This is a genomic window from Frankia umida (assembly GCF_023242945.1).
GTDB classification, from domain to species: domain Bacteria; phylum Actinomycetota; class Actinomycetes; order Frankiales; family Frankiaceae; genus Frankia; species Frankia umida.
This window is the reverse complement of the sequence record NZ_JALKFT010000003.1, coordinates 123,068-136,683: the sequence shown is the minus strand read 5'-3', so window position 1 is coordinate 136,683 and position 13,616 is coordinate 123,068. Positions and strand designations below refer to the sequence as shown.

General features: G+C 72.8%; 8 protein-coding genes. 1 reads left to right on the top strand and 7 read right to left on the bottom strand.

The genetic code is table 11. From position 1 onward, the window contains the following. Positions 1-97: 97 nt before the first annotated feature. From trxA to MXD59_RS04375, 7 genes are all read right to left on the bottom strand, one after another. Complete coding sequence (gene trxA / locus MXD59_RS04405) at positions 98-424, bottom strand: thioredoxin (RefSeq protein WP_163547971.1); 327 nt, start codon at positions 422-424, stop codon at positions 98-100. Positions 425-545: 121 nt separating this feature from the next. Continuing rightward, positions 546-1,616 (bottom strand): thioredoxin-disulfide reductase, encoded by a 1,071-nt coding sequence (gene trxB / locus MXD59_RS04400; RefSeq protein ID WP_248823533.1) that lies wholly within the window; start codon positions 1,614-1,616, stop codon positions 546-548. A gap of 215 nt (positions 1,617-1,831) precedes the next feature. Beyond that, positions 1,832-3,124, bottom strand: coding sequence for an anti-sigma factor family protein (locus MXD59_RS04395; protein ID WP_248823532.1), 1,293 nt, complete (start codon positions 3,122-3,124; stop codon positions 1,832-1,834). Positions 3,125-3,400: 276 nt separating this feature from the next. Then, entirely contained in the window at positions 3,401-5,416 is a 2,016-nt protein-coding gene (locus MXD59_RS04390; protein WP_248823531.1) for a protein kinase family protein, read from the bottom strand. A gap of 362 nt (positions 5,417-5,778) precedes the next feature. After that, positions 5,779-8,751 (bottom strand): murein biosynthesis integral membrane protein MurJ, encoded by a 2,973-nt coding sequence (gene murJ / locus MXD59_RS04385; protein ID WP_248823530.1) that lies wholly within the window; start codon positions 8,749-8,751, stop codon positions 5,779-5,781. Next, positions 8,748-11,537 (bottom strand): DUF6049 family protein, encoded by a 2,790-nt coding sequence (locus tag MXD59_RS04380; protein WP_248823529.1) that lies wholly within the window; start codon positions 11,535-11,537, stop codon positions 8,748-8,750. Before MXD59_RS04380 ends, murJ begins: the two co-directional genes overlap by 4 nt. Beyond that, positions 11,534-12,004 carry an NUDIX hydrolase gene (locus tag MXD59_RS04375; protein ID WP_248810987.1) on the bottom strand — a complete coding sequence of 157 codons (471 nt, stop codon included), beginning with the start codon at positions 12,002-12,004 and terminating at the stop codon, positions 11,534-11,536. Before MXD59_RS04375 ends, MXD59_RS04380 begins: the two co-directional genes overlap by 4 nt. A gap of 110 nt (positions 12,005-12,114) precedes the next feature. On the opposite strand from MXD59_RS04375, the gene MXD59_RS04370 reads away from it, so the two are divergent. Further along, positions 12,115-13,596, top strand: coding sequence for a CCA tRNA nucleotidyltransferase (locus MXD59_RS04370; protein ID WP_248823528.1), 1,482 nt, complete (start codon positions 12,115-12,117; stop codon positions 13,594-13,596). Positions 13,597-13,616 lie beyond the last annotated feature (20 nt).

Here is a 13,616-nt window from a genome sequence, read left to right as displayed (position 1 = left end):
GCCCGCCGGCGGTGAGGCACGGCGGGCCGTCGATGAAGCGCGACGCGCGCGGGAGAGCCCCTGCTCGGGGGCGCTGGTCCCGCGGCGCGCCGGTAGGTCAGATGTACTCGGAGAGATCGCGCAGCAGAGCGGCCTTCGGCTTCGCGCCGACGATGCTCTTGTCGACCTCGCCCTTCACGAAGACGGCCATGGTCGGGATGGACATGATCTGGTAGTTCCGCGCGGTCTGCGGGTTCTCGTCGATGTTGAGCTTGACGATGCGCAGCTTGTCGCCGTGCTCCTTGGCGATCTCCTCGAGGACCGGGGCGACCATCTTGCACGGACCGCACCACTCAGCCCAGAAGTCCACCAGAACCGGGAGTTCGCTCTTGAGAACCTCGCTCGCGAAGGTGTTGTCAGTGACGACAACGGTACTGCCTGCCATTATTGATCTCCCTGCTGATTCTGGTGAACGTGGTGGTGGTGGTGTGGCTCGCGTGGTGCCGGGTGCGATGGTGGAGCAGAACGCGGGTCAGGGTGGGGCGGCGGGAAGTGGGACGGGACTGTCAGGCCGGCTGTGACTGCGGGGCGCGGGGTGCCGCCGCGCTGGGGACCTCGGCCACCGCGGAAGCGGTCGCGTCGCTTTCGGTCGGACCCTCGCTGGCGGCGACGAAGCGCTCGGCGTCGAGGGCGGCCGAGCAGCCGGTCCCGGCCGCGGTGATCGCCTGCCGGTAGGTGTGGTCGACGACGTCGCCGCAGGCGAACACGCCATCCACGTTGGTGTGGGTGGTGGGGTGGGCGACCTGGACATAGCCGTCGCCGTCCAGGTCAAGCTGCCCACGCACGAGTTCTGTGCGCGGGTCGTGACCGATAGCGACGAACAGGCCGGTCAGGGGAAGCTCGTCGGTTTCGCCGGTGACGGTGTCGCGCAGGCGGACGCCAGTGAGCTTGTCGGCGCCGAGCAGCTCGGTGACCTCGGAGTTCCACCGGAAGCGGATCTTGTCGTTGGCGAACGCGCGCTCCTGCATGATGGCGCTGGCCCGCAGCTTGTCCCGCCGGTGGATCACCGTCACCGAGCGGGCGAAGCGGGTCAGGAAGGTCGCCTCCTCCATCGCCGAGTCGCCGCCGCCGACGACCGCGATGTCCTGGTCGCGGAAGAAGAAGCCGTCGCAGGTCGCGCAGGCCGACACGCCGCGGCCGAGCAGGCGGTCCTCGTCCGGCACGCCGAGCTTGCGGTAGGCCGATCCGGTGGCGACGATGACCGTCCTGGCCCGGAAGACCTGGTCCTCCACCTTGACGATCTTCGGGGTGGCGGCGAGGTCAACCTCGGTGACGTCGTCCGGCACGAGCTCCGCGCCGAACCGCTCGGCCTGCTTGCGCAGGCTTTCCATCAGCTCGGGGCCCTGGATGCCCTCCGGGAAACCCGGGAAGTTCTCCACCTCGGTGGTGTTCATCAGCGCACCGCCAGCGGTGATCGCGCCCTCGAACACGAGCGGCCGCAGGTTGGCTCGGGCCGTGTAGATCGCGGCCGTGTACCCTGCCGGCCCCGACCCGACGATGATGACGTCGCGTACGTCGTCGGCGGACGCCTCTCCGCCTTGGCTGCCGACGTTCTGGACCTGCTGCTGGGCTGTCACACCCGCTCCTCTCACACTGCGTGATCCCGGTAGGCCCGGGGCGGACCACCAGTTCCCATCGAGGCCGACCGGCCACGGTCGTCTCTCGGGAACCGGTCGGTGGCCTGGTCCGGGGAGACCGCATCCCACAGCGACAACGGACTTGCATGGCATCTGATTCCATCGTCCACCCGCGGGTGGCGCACGCACCGCGCAGGCCTGTAATCGACACCACGCTATTCGCGCTTGGCGATCACACTGTAAAGCGGCGCTGTCGACGAACGGGTCATTCCGCAGCTGGCATCGACCACGAGCAGCCGTCCCAGCGAAGGCTGCCTCGGGACCGACAGCACGATCAGCAGGGCGGCCTGGCCGTTGTAGCGGACCAGATCGATCCCGAGGATGGACCCGCCCGTCTGGGCCAGCAGGCTCTGGTAGCAGGTGCGTAGATCGGGGGTGTCCAGCAGTGCGCGCAGCCGACCGGCGGCGGTGGCCAGCACTCGCACACCGGTGGCGTTGACTCCGGGCGCACCGCTGGTGGGCCTGGAACGAAGGACTCCCAGCGACGGGTCGGCGACCCCGGCGCGCGTGGCCTGGGCGGCGGAGCCGATGGTCGGCACCCTGGTCAGCCCCATGGCGAGGGCCATCGAACCGGTGATGCCGCCATCGAGCAGAGCTTCGCCGTGAGGCACGATGGTGGTGGGCAGCACGGCCACGCGGCTGTTGGCCACCATCGTCATCGGTGGTGGCGCCGCGTCGGCGCCTGGCTCCTGCGCGGCCCGGGCCTCGGGAAGCGTCGAGGCGGTGCCGCCGCGCATATCACGCAGGGCAAACAGGGCCGCGCTGAAGGTGACGAAGGCGACGCAGACCGCCGCGATGGAGATCCAGTCGCGTCGGCCGGAGGCCGGGTCGCACAGCAGGCCCGCCCGGCGGCCAGGGCCTCGCCGGCCGGCCGGCCGGTGCGGCGCATATTTCGGCCCGGTTCGGGTCCGCACCGGGCGGGCGGTGTGGGGCGCCCCGGCCGGGGTGGACGGCTCCGCCGGATCCAGGGGGCGGGCGGGAGCCGGCCCAGAGATGCCTGAGACGGGATCGGGCGTGTCCAACAGCGGTGCCGGCATCGGGACCTGTGCGGCGTGGTGTTCGCTCGCCGAGTGGGAGGCCGGCGGCCAGGACCGCGCGTCGGTCGGCGCCGACGGCTCCGGCACGGGTGGCACCGAGGTGTGCAGACGATGGGCGAGGGTGGCCTGAATCCGCTCGGCGACATCCCCGGGCATCGTCAGCCCCGCGAGCTGGGACAGCTCGGCCCGGACCCGACGCAGCGCGGCCACCGACTCGCGGCAGGCTGGGCAGGCGTCGATGTGTTCGCGGGCCGAGCGGGCAACCGGCTCGCCGCCGGCGAACGCGTCGAGCAGCTCCACATCCGGATGCCGGTCGTTGCCGCGACCGCGGCGGGCCAGCGGACGACCAAGGGAGAACGCCGTCCGGTCCGGCTCGGCCCGGGGCCGGTCGTCCTGTGAATCCGTCACCACCAACGATCACCTCCTCCGGCCGCGGACCCCTCCGCGCCATGCTGCCCCTTCCTTCCAGACGGTGGACGACGCTCCCGGGTTCCCCGGTCCGTCCGGTCGTCCCATGTTCGGCGCGGCTCGAAGCCGCCCATCCGGGCAGCGCACAGGACACGGGACGGCGCGGCGAAGGGCCAGCCGCCGGGCGGCGAACGGCCAGGCGGCAGGCGGGAAACGGCCAGGCGGCGGCCGGGAGAACAGGACTACCAGCGAGCCGGGAACAGGAGCCGGGGCAGGCGGCTAGGAGTGGAAGGCGATCTCCGCGATCGAGCCTCGGTACCCGCCGTCGGCGGCGGGAAGGGCGGTCAGCCAGAGCACCCAGTACCGGGCCGGCTTGAGGTCGGAGGGCATCGGCAGTTGCACCATGCCACTGGTATCGGAGGCGGAGGCGGAGTGCGACACGACGGTCTGGTAGCCCTCGATCGAGTCGGACTGGGCCGACGCGCTGCGCAGCTCGAACGACACCGGGCCCTCCGGGCCGACCTGCACCGTCACATTGCTCGGTGTGATCGCCTGGCCGAAGTCGAAGCGCAGGCCCACCCCGGGCTTGAGCCCACCGAACTGCGCGGACACGTAGCTCTCGGTGTGCCAGACGGTCGCTTTGTTGCCGTCGGTGGCGTTCCCCACCTCGCCCGGCTTCTCGGTCTTGTCGCGTCCCTGGGAGTTCGGATCGAACGAGTCGACGACCGCCGGCCTGATCAGATCGCCGGTCGGGGCGAGCTGGCCTGGCGCGGTCGAAGTGGGGGAGACCTGGCCGCCCTTGCCGTTGTCACTGTTGAGCGCGACCACTGCCACCACGGCGATCACGATCAGGATGACGACGAGCGCGATCCAGGGGAGCAGCCGGGTCAGCGACGAGCCTGACCGGCCGGGACCCCGGGTGGAGTGACCCCCACGGTCGCGCCCCGGGCCGGAGCCCTGGCGGTCGCTGGGTGGGTACCCGCCCCGCCCGGGCGGGTAGCCCTGCTCGTTGTAGCCGCCGCGGGTGTCGAACCCGCCGCGGGAGCCGTCCTGGTAGCCGCCGCGGTCGTCATAGCGGCCGCCGCGGTCGTCGTAGCGCCCACCCCGGTCGTCGTACCGCCCACCCCGGCCGTCCTGGCCGGGCCCCGGGTAGTCGGTGGTGTCGGAGTAGCGGTTCTGCGACGGGTAGTTCGCCGACTGGTAGCCGGTGGAGTCGTAGGAGTCGACATCCATCGCCTCGGTGTTGGGCGGGGCGTCGCCGAGGCTCATCAGACCGGTGTCGAGCACGGCGTCGACCGGGTTGATCGACTCCAGCTCCTCGACCAGCTCCGCCGCGGTGGTGATCGGCTCGCCGGCCCGGTCGTCCCCCAGCGCCGCCATGGTGATGGCGTCCAGATCGCGGGGGACGGTGTGGGTGAGCTGGCGGGGGGTGCGCAGCCGGCCGCCGGACAGCGGCGCCCCCGGCAGACTCGGGTCGTTGCCCAGCGGCCAGTGGCCGGTCAGCCCCGCGTACAGCAGACCACCCAGGGCGCGCAGGTCGGACGCCGCGGCCTCGGCGGGTCCGTCCGGGCCGAGGGTGCCCGACACCTGGGTGGCCTCCGGATCGGATGCCTCGCCAGCCTCGAGGGCCGCCGCGTGATCGCCGTTGGACGAGGGCCGCCCGGCCCGTTCGAGCTGGGCGAGCACTCCCCCGATCTCCAGATCGATGATCTTGACGGTGCCGTGGCTGGAGACGATGACGTCGCCGGGGTTGAGGTCGCCGTGGTGGATGCCGCGCTCGTGGGCGGCGGCGATCACCCGGGCGGCGGCGAGCACCACGGCGCCGGCCTGCTCCGGGCGCAGCGGGCCCTGCGCGGTCAGCTGCCGCAGCGTCCGCCCGTCCACCCATTCGGAGACGACGTAGGAGATGCGCCGGGACCCGGAGGTCGTCGTGGTGGCGTCGTAGGTGGACGCCGCCCCCGGATGCACCAGCCGACCGGAGTTGATGGCCGCGGCGAGCAACCGGCGGGCGGCCTGCTCGTGATCGGCACCGGGGGGCGCGTCGCCCGGGGCGAGCTGGTCGTGTTCGACGATGCGCACCGCGACCGGCCGGGTGAGCACGTTGTCGTCCCCCCGCCACAGGGTGACCGGGCCGCGGGTGGTGAGCGCGGACATCAGCCGGTAGCGGCGGTCCAGGACGGTCTCGGCGAGCACCGCGGTGCCCGCCGGTGTGCTGGCCCCGAGCGGGCCGGAGATGCTGGTGGCCAGGCCGTCGTCGACGTCCCCGACCTGAGGTCGGTTGCTTCCGTCGACCACAGCGCCTCCGTCGTCCACGGGCCCGACGAGGACACTCCGGTGTCGGGCTTCCCTACCTCACCCGGGCAGGGTTCCGCCCAGAGTGCCGCAACCATGGGCAAAGCGCCCGCAGCTTCTCGCCGCGCGGCACACCTCGCGGCGCCACCGACGCTACCGGCGGGACGCTGCGCCTGGTTCACCGGCGACGTTGGGCGGGGCCCGCGCACAGCGTGTCCAGTGTACGAGGATGGCCGGAGGATCTCGCGCATGTCTTGGGACAACTCGCCCTTGTGTACCGGGTGTGACGGGTGGGACCGATCAGGTCCGATCCGCCCGGCCACGCCCGTTCGGCCCGATGGTGCCAGTACCGAGCGGCACCGGTGTCATCGGGAAGTGCTCCCGCCGCGTCGCCGCTGCTGGCCACCTGCGGGTTGACCGCTGGGCTGGCCGGCGGACTGACCGCCGGAGCGACCGCCGGAGCGGCGCGGTCGCAGGCGTGAACGGACGACCGCCAGCAGGGCGTTGACCTCGTGGATGTTCATCCGCACGGCGGCGGCGAGGAACAGCGCGCCACCGAGCGTGCAGGCGACGATCACGGCGAGGCCCGAGGGCGCCCAGCCGTCGCCGATGACACCGCGGATGCCCCGGGCCACCAGCGACGCGAGTACCGCCCCGAGCCCGGCGGCGACCGCCACCTGCGTGATCACCCGGGCGGTGCGGTTGCCGTCGATCCCACCGAGACGCCTGCGCAGCAGGGTCGTCGCCGCCGCGAGGCCGACCAGGTAGGCGGCCGCGAAGGCCAGGGCGAGGGCGGGGGCGCGGTGCTTCTCGGGCACCGCCACCGTGAGAATCAGGGCGCCGAGCACGTTCACCGCGACCACGCCCATGTTGACCAGCGCCGGGGTCCGGCTGTCCTGGTAGGCGTAGAAGGCCCGCAGCTGCACCTGGAACAGCGAGAACGGCACCAGGGCCAGGGCGAACGCGCTCAGCGTGTCGCCGATGGCGATCGCGTCGTCGTAGCTCACCGCGCCGTGGTGGAACACCGTCACCGCGATCGGCCGTCCCAGGGCCAGCAGGAACAGCGCCGCCGGGACGATCGCCGTGGCCGCGACCCGGGTCGCGGTGGAGATGTCGGCGCGGACCAGATCCCGGCGGTCCTGCGCGGCATGCCCGCTCATCCGGGGCAGCAGCGCCGTGATCACCGAAACGCCGATGATCGCGTAGGGGAGCTGGAAGATCTGGTAGCCGTAGGTGTAGATCGTGTACGCGGTCGACGCCGTCGACAGGTTGACGATCACCAGGTAGCCGGCCTGGCTGACCACGACGAACAGCAGCGTCCACGCGGCGAGCCGGGCCGCCGAACGCAGCTCCGGATGCCGCAGGTCCAGGCGCGGCCGATACCGGAAACCGACCTTGCGCAGCGCGGGGAGCAGCGCGAGGGTCATCGCGACCACGCCGAGTGTGGTGCCGCCGGCGAGCACGGTGATCTGGGTGTCGGTGATCTGCTTCGGACCGTTCACCCCGGGTGGGCGCGGACCGGACACGAAGTAGATGAACGTCACGCAGGTCGCGATGACCAGCACGTTGTTCAGAATCGGCGCGAACATGGGCGCGGCGAACGAACGCCGGACGTTGAGGATCGCCCCGATGGTCGCCCCGATCCCGTAGAACACGATCTGGGGCAGGAACCAGCGCAGCAGGTCGGTGGCCAGCGCCTGCTCGGCCGGGTTCGCGTCCAGGTAGGCGTCGGTGATCCAGGGCGCCGCCACCATGCCGATCAGGGTCGCGACCCCAAGCCCGAGGATCATGAGGGTGAGCAGCGAGGACGCGAACGAGTCCCCGCCGTCCGGGTCCTCCTTCGCCGCGCGCACCATCACCGGGACGACGACGCTGGTCAGGATCCCACCCAGGAGCAGGTCGTACAGGATGTTCGGGGTGGTGTTGGCGACGTTGTAGGCGTCGCCGACCGAGCCGGTACCGATCGCGGCGGCGATGGCGACCGTGCGCAGGAAACCCGAGGCTCTGGAGGCGATCGTGCCGATCGCCATGATCCCGCTGGCCTGGCCGAGGCTTGGCCCGGCCTTGCCCTGCTTGCTCGTCCCCCGGGCGGTGCCGGCCCGGCTCGCGGCCGCGGCCGTTCTGGACGGCTGAGGGGGAGCGGACTCGCGGGCCGACCGCGGTGACCGTCCTGCCGGCTCGTTCGGACGCCCGCGTCGGCCGCGCACGGTCGCCGAGGTCGGCGGGGCGCCGGAACGTCCCAGCAGCGCCGTCGACGCCGCGTCGGCCTCCCGCGACGGGCGCCGCCGGGGCCGGTCCCGTGGGTCGGCGCGGTCGTCGGGACGGCCCTGGTCGCGGGGAGTGGGCATGCGGACGCGGGAACCACCGCTGACGTCATCGACGCCGCGCCTGTCGCGTCGCTCGGGCCGGCCGCGTTCGGGCCGTTCGGGCCGTTCGCGGTCGGGTCGGCCGCGACCCTCGGCGCCGCGCCTGTCGCGTCGGTCGGGCTGTGGACGGGAGTCCTGGTGTGGCCGCCGCGGTTGTGACTGGCCGTCCCGCGACTCCCGCCAGCCGGTCGACTGTGGGTCACTCCCCCGCCGGTCCGCCCGGTCCGGGTGGTTCGGCGGGATGCGTCGTACGTTGCTGCGCGGCAGCGCCACGGTGGGGCGCGACTCGCCGAGTGAGGGGCGGCGACGCTCGGCGGGAGGCCGCCGGGGGCGTCCGCCGCGGTCCGGCTGCTCGGTCGCGGGCAGGTTGGAGGCCGGTGGTGGTGGGCCGGGCGGTCCGTGTTCCGGCCGCGAGGTGCCAGGTAGCCCTGAACCCGGCCGGATCAGCCCTGTCTCCGACGGCGGCGGCACACTGGGCGGGGGGGTGCGGGGCGGGGTCGGTAGCCGCCGGGTCGTGTTGCCCGCACCGACCCAGGGATCAGCGTCAGCACGCCCGGCGTCATCGCGTGCGCCCGACCAGTGGTCGGGTTCGACGTCGCCGCCGGGTCGGCGCGGAGGGTCGTAGCCGGGCGGCGGGGTGGGCTCCCGGTCGTACCGGCGCGTCTCGCCGTGCCCGCCGTATCCGCCAGGTTCGCCGTATCCACCGGGGTCGCTGTATCCAGCAGGGTCGCTGTATCCAGCAGGGTCGGCGTAGCCGGTGGGATCGGTGTAGCCGCCGGGGTCGCCGTAGCGGGCGGGGTCGGCGTACCGGGCGGGCCGGTCGCCGCGATCCGACGGGTCGTGGTCGGGCGCACGGTGGCCGTCCGGGGCGGTACGGGCGCGGCCGGGGGCCGTGTTGCCCCGTCGGTGCCGGGGACCGGACGGTGGGCCTGACCGGGCGTCCGGTCGGGGATCGTCCTCGGAGGTGGTCACGGGTCGCTCCGCTGATGACGAGGCGGGGGAGCGGCCGACCGGTCATAGGGCTGATCGATGGGGTTCACCGGAGCCGGGCCGCCGTGGTGGGCCGGCCGAAGCTCGCGGCGGTGGTCGACGTCCCGGGCTGGCTGGGCCGGGCCGCCCGTGGGGACGTGGCCGGGTTCGGGGCCGTCCAGCTGCGTCGTGCTGTACCCATGACCCGGGTCGTACCCCGCGGGAGCGGGGTACGCGGGGGCCCACTCGTCCGTGGGGGCCGGATCGTGCCGTCCGACCGGGTGGTGCCGATCGGCCGGTGGATTCTGGTCGGCGGGCTGGTACTGGTCGGCCGGCGGCGGCGAGTCGACCGGATCGTACGGGTCATGGGGCGGCAGGGAGGCGTCCGGTGTGGGGTCCGGTCGGTGGCGGCGCGCGCTGGGGCGCAGGCGGCGGGCGAAGCGCAACAGGACGGCCAGGCCCAGCAGGCCGATCGCGACGAACGTGATGCCGGTGGCGATCGCGCCGTACACGGTGGAGCGCACCAGGACCCGGGTCGGCGGCTCGGTGGACAGTCGCTGGCCATCGAGGTTGCGTCGATCGATCTCCAGCAGGAACGTGCCCGCTCCCTCGGCGTCCACCTCGAACTCGATCTGCGCCTTCTGCCCGGGTGGCAGCACGCGGACCTGCCGCACGGGTGAACGCAGCCGCGCCCGGTTGGTCGAGGAGAACATCAGCACGACGGTCACCTCACGCTGGGTGGTGTTCTCCAGGGTGAGGGGGACGAGGCCGTGCCGGCTGGTCAGATTGACGCTGCGGGAGGCGACGACCCGAATGCCGTTGCGGATGGCGCTGACGTCACCGTCCACCTGTTGGCTCAGGGACACGCCGTCCACTCTGCCCGCCCCACGCCACCACACGGAGCTCGCTGTGACGAGCGCGTTGGTCATCGGGTTGATCTCCCGCTCGACGCAGGTGGACGTCGCCCTGGGTGGTGCGCAGAGCACGGGGCCGAGCGCCTGGGCCTGCGACCAGACGGTGCTGACCGAGTCCAGGTAGCTCGCGGGCAGTTCGGCGCTACGGGCATCCGCGGAGTAGACGAGCCGGGAGACCGGCAGGACGGCCTGGGCGGTGGGGGTGAAGGCGGGGTCGTCCAGCGTGGTCGGCGCGGTGGCGGCGCTGGTCACGGCGCCGAGGACCTGCTCGGCCCAGGTGCCGGGGGCGTTCCAGTCCCGCGGCAGGATCAGCACCTGGGGGCGCGGGGTCGGGTTCTCCGCGGAGATCATGCCGAGTTCGGCGGCGAAGCGGGCGAGCTGCGCGCCGGCGGTCGGGTCGACGGTGCTCGCGGTGTAGGCGCCGGCGAGCGCGGTGAGGGTGTGGTCGGCGCGCAGCGCGCGGACGGGGCCGGCGGAGGTCGTGACGGTGACGGCGGCGGCCGGGGTGTACCTGCGCCCGGCGACGAGGGGGAACTCCCGGTCATCGAGCAGCACGGTGCCCGCCTTCAGCTGGCCCAGCACGTCCACGGTCTGGGAGTCGGCCTGGCCGTTCGCCGGGTAGGTGACGGCACCGGCCGCCTGGGGCTGGCGGGACACGAGTTCGGCCACCACGGTCTCGCCAGTCTTGACGGCGTAGTTCACGATGTCCAGCTTCCGGGCGTGGACGAGGGCGGCCAGGTCCGCGTCGCCGTAGGGCAGCGCGATCACCGAGCCGCCGGCGGCCGCGTAGTCGGCCAGCCGGCGCAGGAAGTAGCTCGCGTCGCCGTTGGTCCTCGCCGTGACGCCGGAGGTGGAGCCGGGGCTGGCGTACGCGTACCCCTGCGAACGGCTCATCAGCACGAGTTCCTGGACCAGCGTCGGGTCGACGGCGAGGGTGACCGGCGGGTGGGCGGTGGCCGCGTCCAGCAGCCGGGACAGCCGGCCGGTCGGGCTCACATCGGTGGCGAGCTGGTTGTCGGTGAGCAGGCCGTCCGAGCGCAGCCGGGGGCGGTCGGCGATCGGTAGCACGACCGCGACCGGGGTGCGCACCGCGGTGGGCCGCGAACGCACGACGAAGGAGTAGGCCGCGGCGGTCACCGTTCGCGCGCCCACCAGGCTCGAGACCCTGATCTGCAGGGGGTACACCCCGATGTTCGTGGCCGCCGTGGTGCCCAGATCACCGGTGATCTGGAAGGGCACCGGGCTCGCGCCCCGCACGGGCGGGTCGGTCAGCGACTGGGCGGTCTCGCCGTTGGGCAGCCTCAGCTTCTCGTACCGGCTGTGCCCGGCGGCCGCGCGGGCGTCGCCGGCGAGGGTGGCCAACTGGCCGCGGGACTGCACCGCGGTGCTGAGGGAGATGCTCATCCACAGGTCGCTGATCGTCTCGGTGGACGACGTGGAGAGGGTGCCGGACACCGCGACGGTGGAGCCGCCGGCGACCGGTTGCGTCACCTCCGTGATGGTGACCGTGATCGGGCCGGCCGGATCGGAGGACGACGACGAGGTGATCGTCGTCGCGATCGGCACGGCCGAGGTCGATGAGCCGGATCGTCCTGTGGACGAAGGTGTGGACAGCCCCGAGATTCCTGTGGATGAATCGGTGCCGCCGGTCGGACGGGTCGGGTCGGCGGTGGCCGCCGACCCGGGCAGCAGCTCCACCAGGACGACGAGGACGAGCACGGCGAGCGCGAGCACCAGCCGGTGCCCCGCCCGACCCCGCCCGGCCCACCTGACCCGGCTGGCGTCCGCCGTCCACCTGGCCTGGCTGGCACCCGGTGCCCGACCGTCGCCGGATGGCTCGGGACCCGGCGACGGGGCCGTCGTGCCGCGGGTCATGCCGTCGCGGCCAGCACGATGGGCACCTCGTCCAGCAGGCGGCGCTCGTCGGCGTAGGCGAGCCGGTCGGCGACCTCGATCAGGGGTACCCAGGTGACCGCGTCGACCTCGACGTCGGTGTCCGACAGCGAGCCGAACAGGCGAACCAGCAGGAAGTGGTGCACGGTCTTGTGGATGCGTGCCCCTCCGGCGACGAACCAGAAGTCGATCGTGCCGAGGCGTCCGAGGATGCGGCCGGTCAGGCCCGTCTCCTCCCCGACCTCCCGCACGGCGGCCTGTTCGGCTGTCTCACCAGCCTCGATGTGCCCTTTGGGCAGCGACCACAGCATCCGCCCGGATCGGTCGAGGCGGCCGATCAACGCGGCATAGGCGTTGGCCGACCGCTGGTCGAGGATAAGGCCGCCCGCGGAGGTCTCCTCCACCCGGCGCAGCCGAGTGCGGCCGGGGGCGGAACGCGACGGCGGCATGCGTTTGATCGTACGAGGCCGGTGCCGCCGAGCCGGGGCGAGTGCCCGAGGCGTCCACCTTTCGCGTACCAGGCGCACCGCGGTGGACCCCGTAATCTGATGGGGTGTCAGTGATCAGTCTGGACAACCCGCGGGACTCGGCCGAACGGGTGGTGAGTGAGCTGCTGAGGGTGCCGCCGGCCGCCGACGAGCTCGGGCGGATATTTGCCGATCATGGCCACCGGCTGCATCTCGTCGGTGGTTCGGTGCGCGACGCCCTGCTGGGCCGCACCAGTGCCGAGGGCGTGGCCGCCAAGGTCCCGGCGGATCTCGACTTCGCCACCGACGCACGCCCGGAGCGGGTGCTGGAGATCACCCGCGGGTGGGCGGAGGCGACCTGGAGCGCGGGGATCGCCTTCGGCACGGTGGGCCTGGCCCGGCGCGGCCTGCGCTTCGAGATCACCACCTACCGCAGTGAGGCGTACGACCGCACCTCCCGCAACCCGCAGGTCAGCTACGGCGACAGCCTGGAGGCGGACCTGTCGCGGCGGGACTTCACCGTCAACGCGATGGCGGTCTCCGTCCCGGAACACGACTTCGTCGACCTGTTCGGCGGGATGGCCGACCTCGCCCGTGGCGTGCTGCGCACCCCGGCGAGCCCGGAGGCGTCCTTCGACGACGACCCGCTGCGGATTCTGCGGGCCGCGCGGTTCGAGGCGGTGCTGGGGTTGACCCCGGGGCCGGAGCTGGTCGAGGCGATGCGGTCGCGGGCACAGCGGCTCACGATCGTCTCCCCCGAACGCGTCCGGGACGAGCTGCGCAAGCTGATCGTCGCCGCCGACCCGGTGGCCGGGCTCGAGCGGCTGGTCGAGGTCGGGATCGCCGAGATCGTCCTGCCCGAGGTGGCGGCGATGCGGATGGAGATCGACGAGCATCACCAGCACAAGGACGTCTACGCGCACACGATGACGGTGCTGCGTCAGGCGATGACGTGCGAGGAGCCCGGTGCGCCGGACGAGGTGCTGCGCTGGTCGGCGCTGCTGCACGACATCGGCAAGCCGCGCACCCGCAAACACATCCCCGGTGGACGGGTGTCGTTCCACCACCACGAGGTCGTCGGGCGGGACATGGCGCGGCGCCGGCTCGCCGCGCTGCACTTCCCCAAGGACGTCACCGACGCGATCTGCCAGCTGGTCTACCTGCACCTGCGCTTCCACGGCTACGGCAGCGGCGACTGGACGGACGCGGCCGTGCGCCGGTACGTGCACGACGCCGGGCCCCTGCTGGGCCAGCTGCACAAGCTGGTGCGGTCGGACTGCACCACCCGTAACCGGCGCAAGGCGGCGGCGTTGGCCCGCACCTACGACTCCCTCGAGGAGCGGATCGCCGACCTCTCCGCGCGCGAGGAGATCGCCTCGATCCGTCCGGAGCTGTCCGGGGACGACATCATGGCCCTGCTCGGGCTGTCCCCGTCCCGGCTGGTGGGTCAGGCCCGCGCGCACATGCTGGAGTTCCGCTTCGAATGCGGGCTGGTCGGACGGGAGGCCGCCGAGGCCGAGCTGCTGCGCTGGGCGCGGGAGCACGAGGTGGCGATCCCGGGCGAGCAGGAGTAGTCGGGTGTGCCGGGGCCCGG

Excerpts from the sequence above, each read along its gene's own strand:
- MXD59_RS04375 (WP_248810987.1), bottom strand. The coding sequence starts at position 12,004 with ATGCCGCCGTCGCGTTCCGCCCCCGGCCGCACTCGGCTGCGCCGGGTG.
- trxA (WP_163547971.1), bottom strand. The coding sequence starts at position 424 with ATGGCAGGCAGTACCGTTGTCGTCACTGACAACACCTTCGCGAGCGAG.
- MXD59_RS04380 (WP_248823529.1), bottom strand. The coding sequence starts at position 11,537 with ATGACCCGCGGCACGACGGCCCCGTCGCCGGGTCCCGAGCCATCCGGC.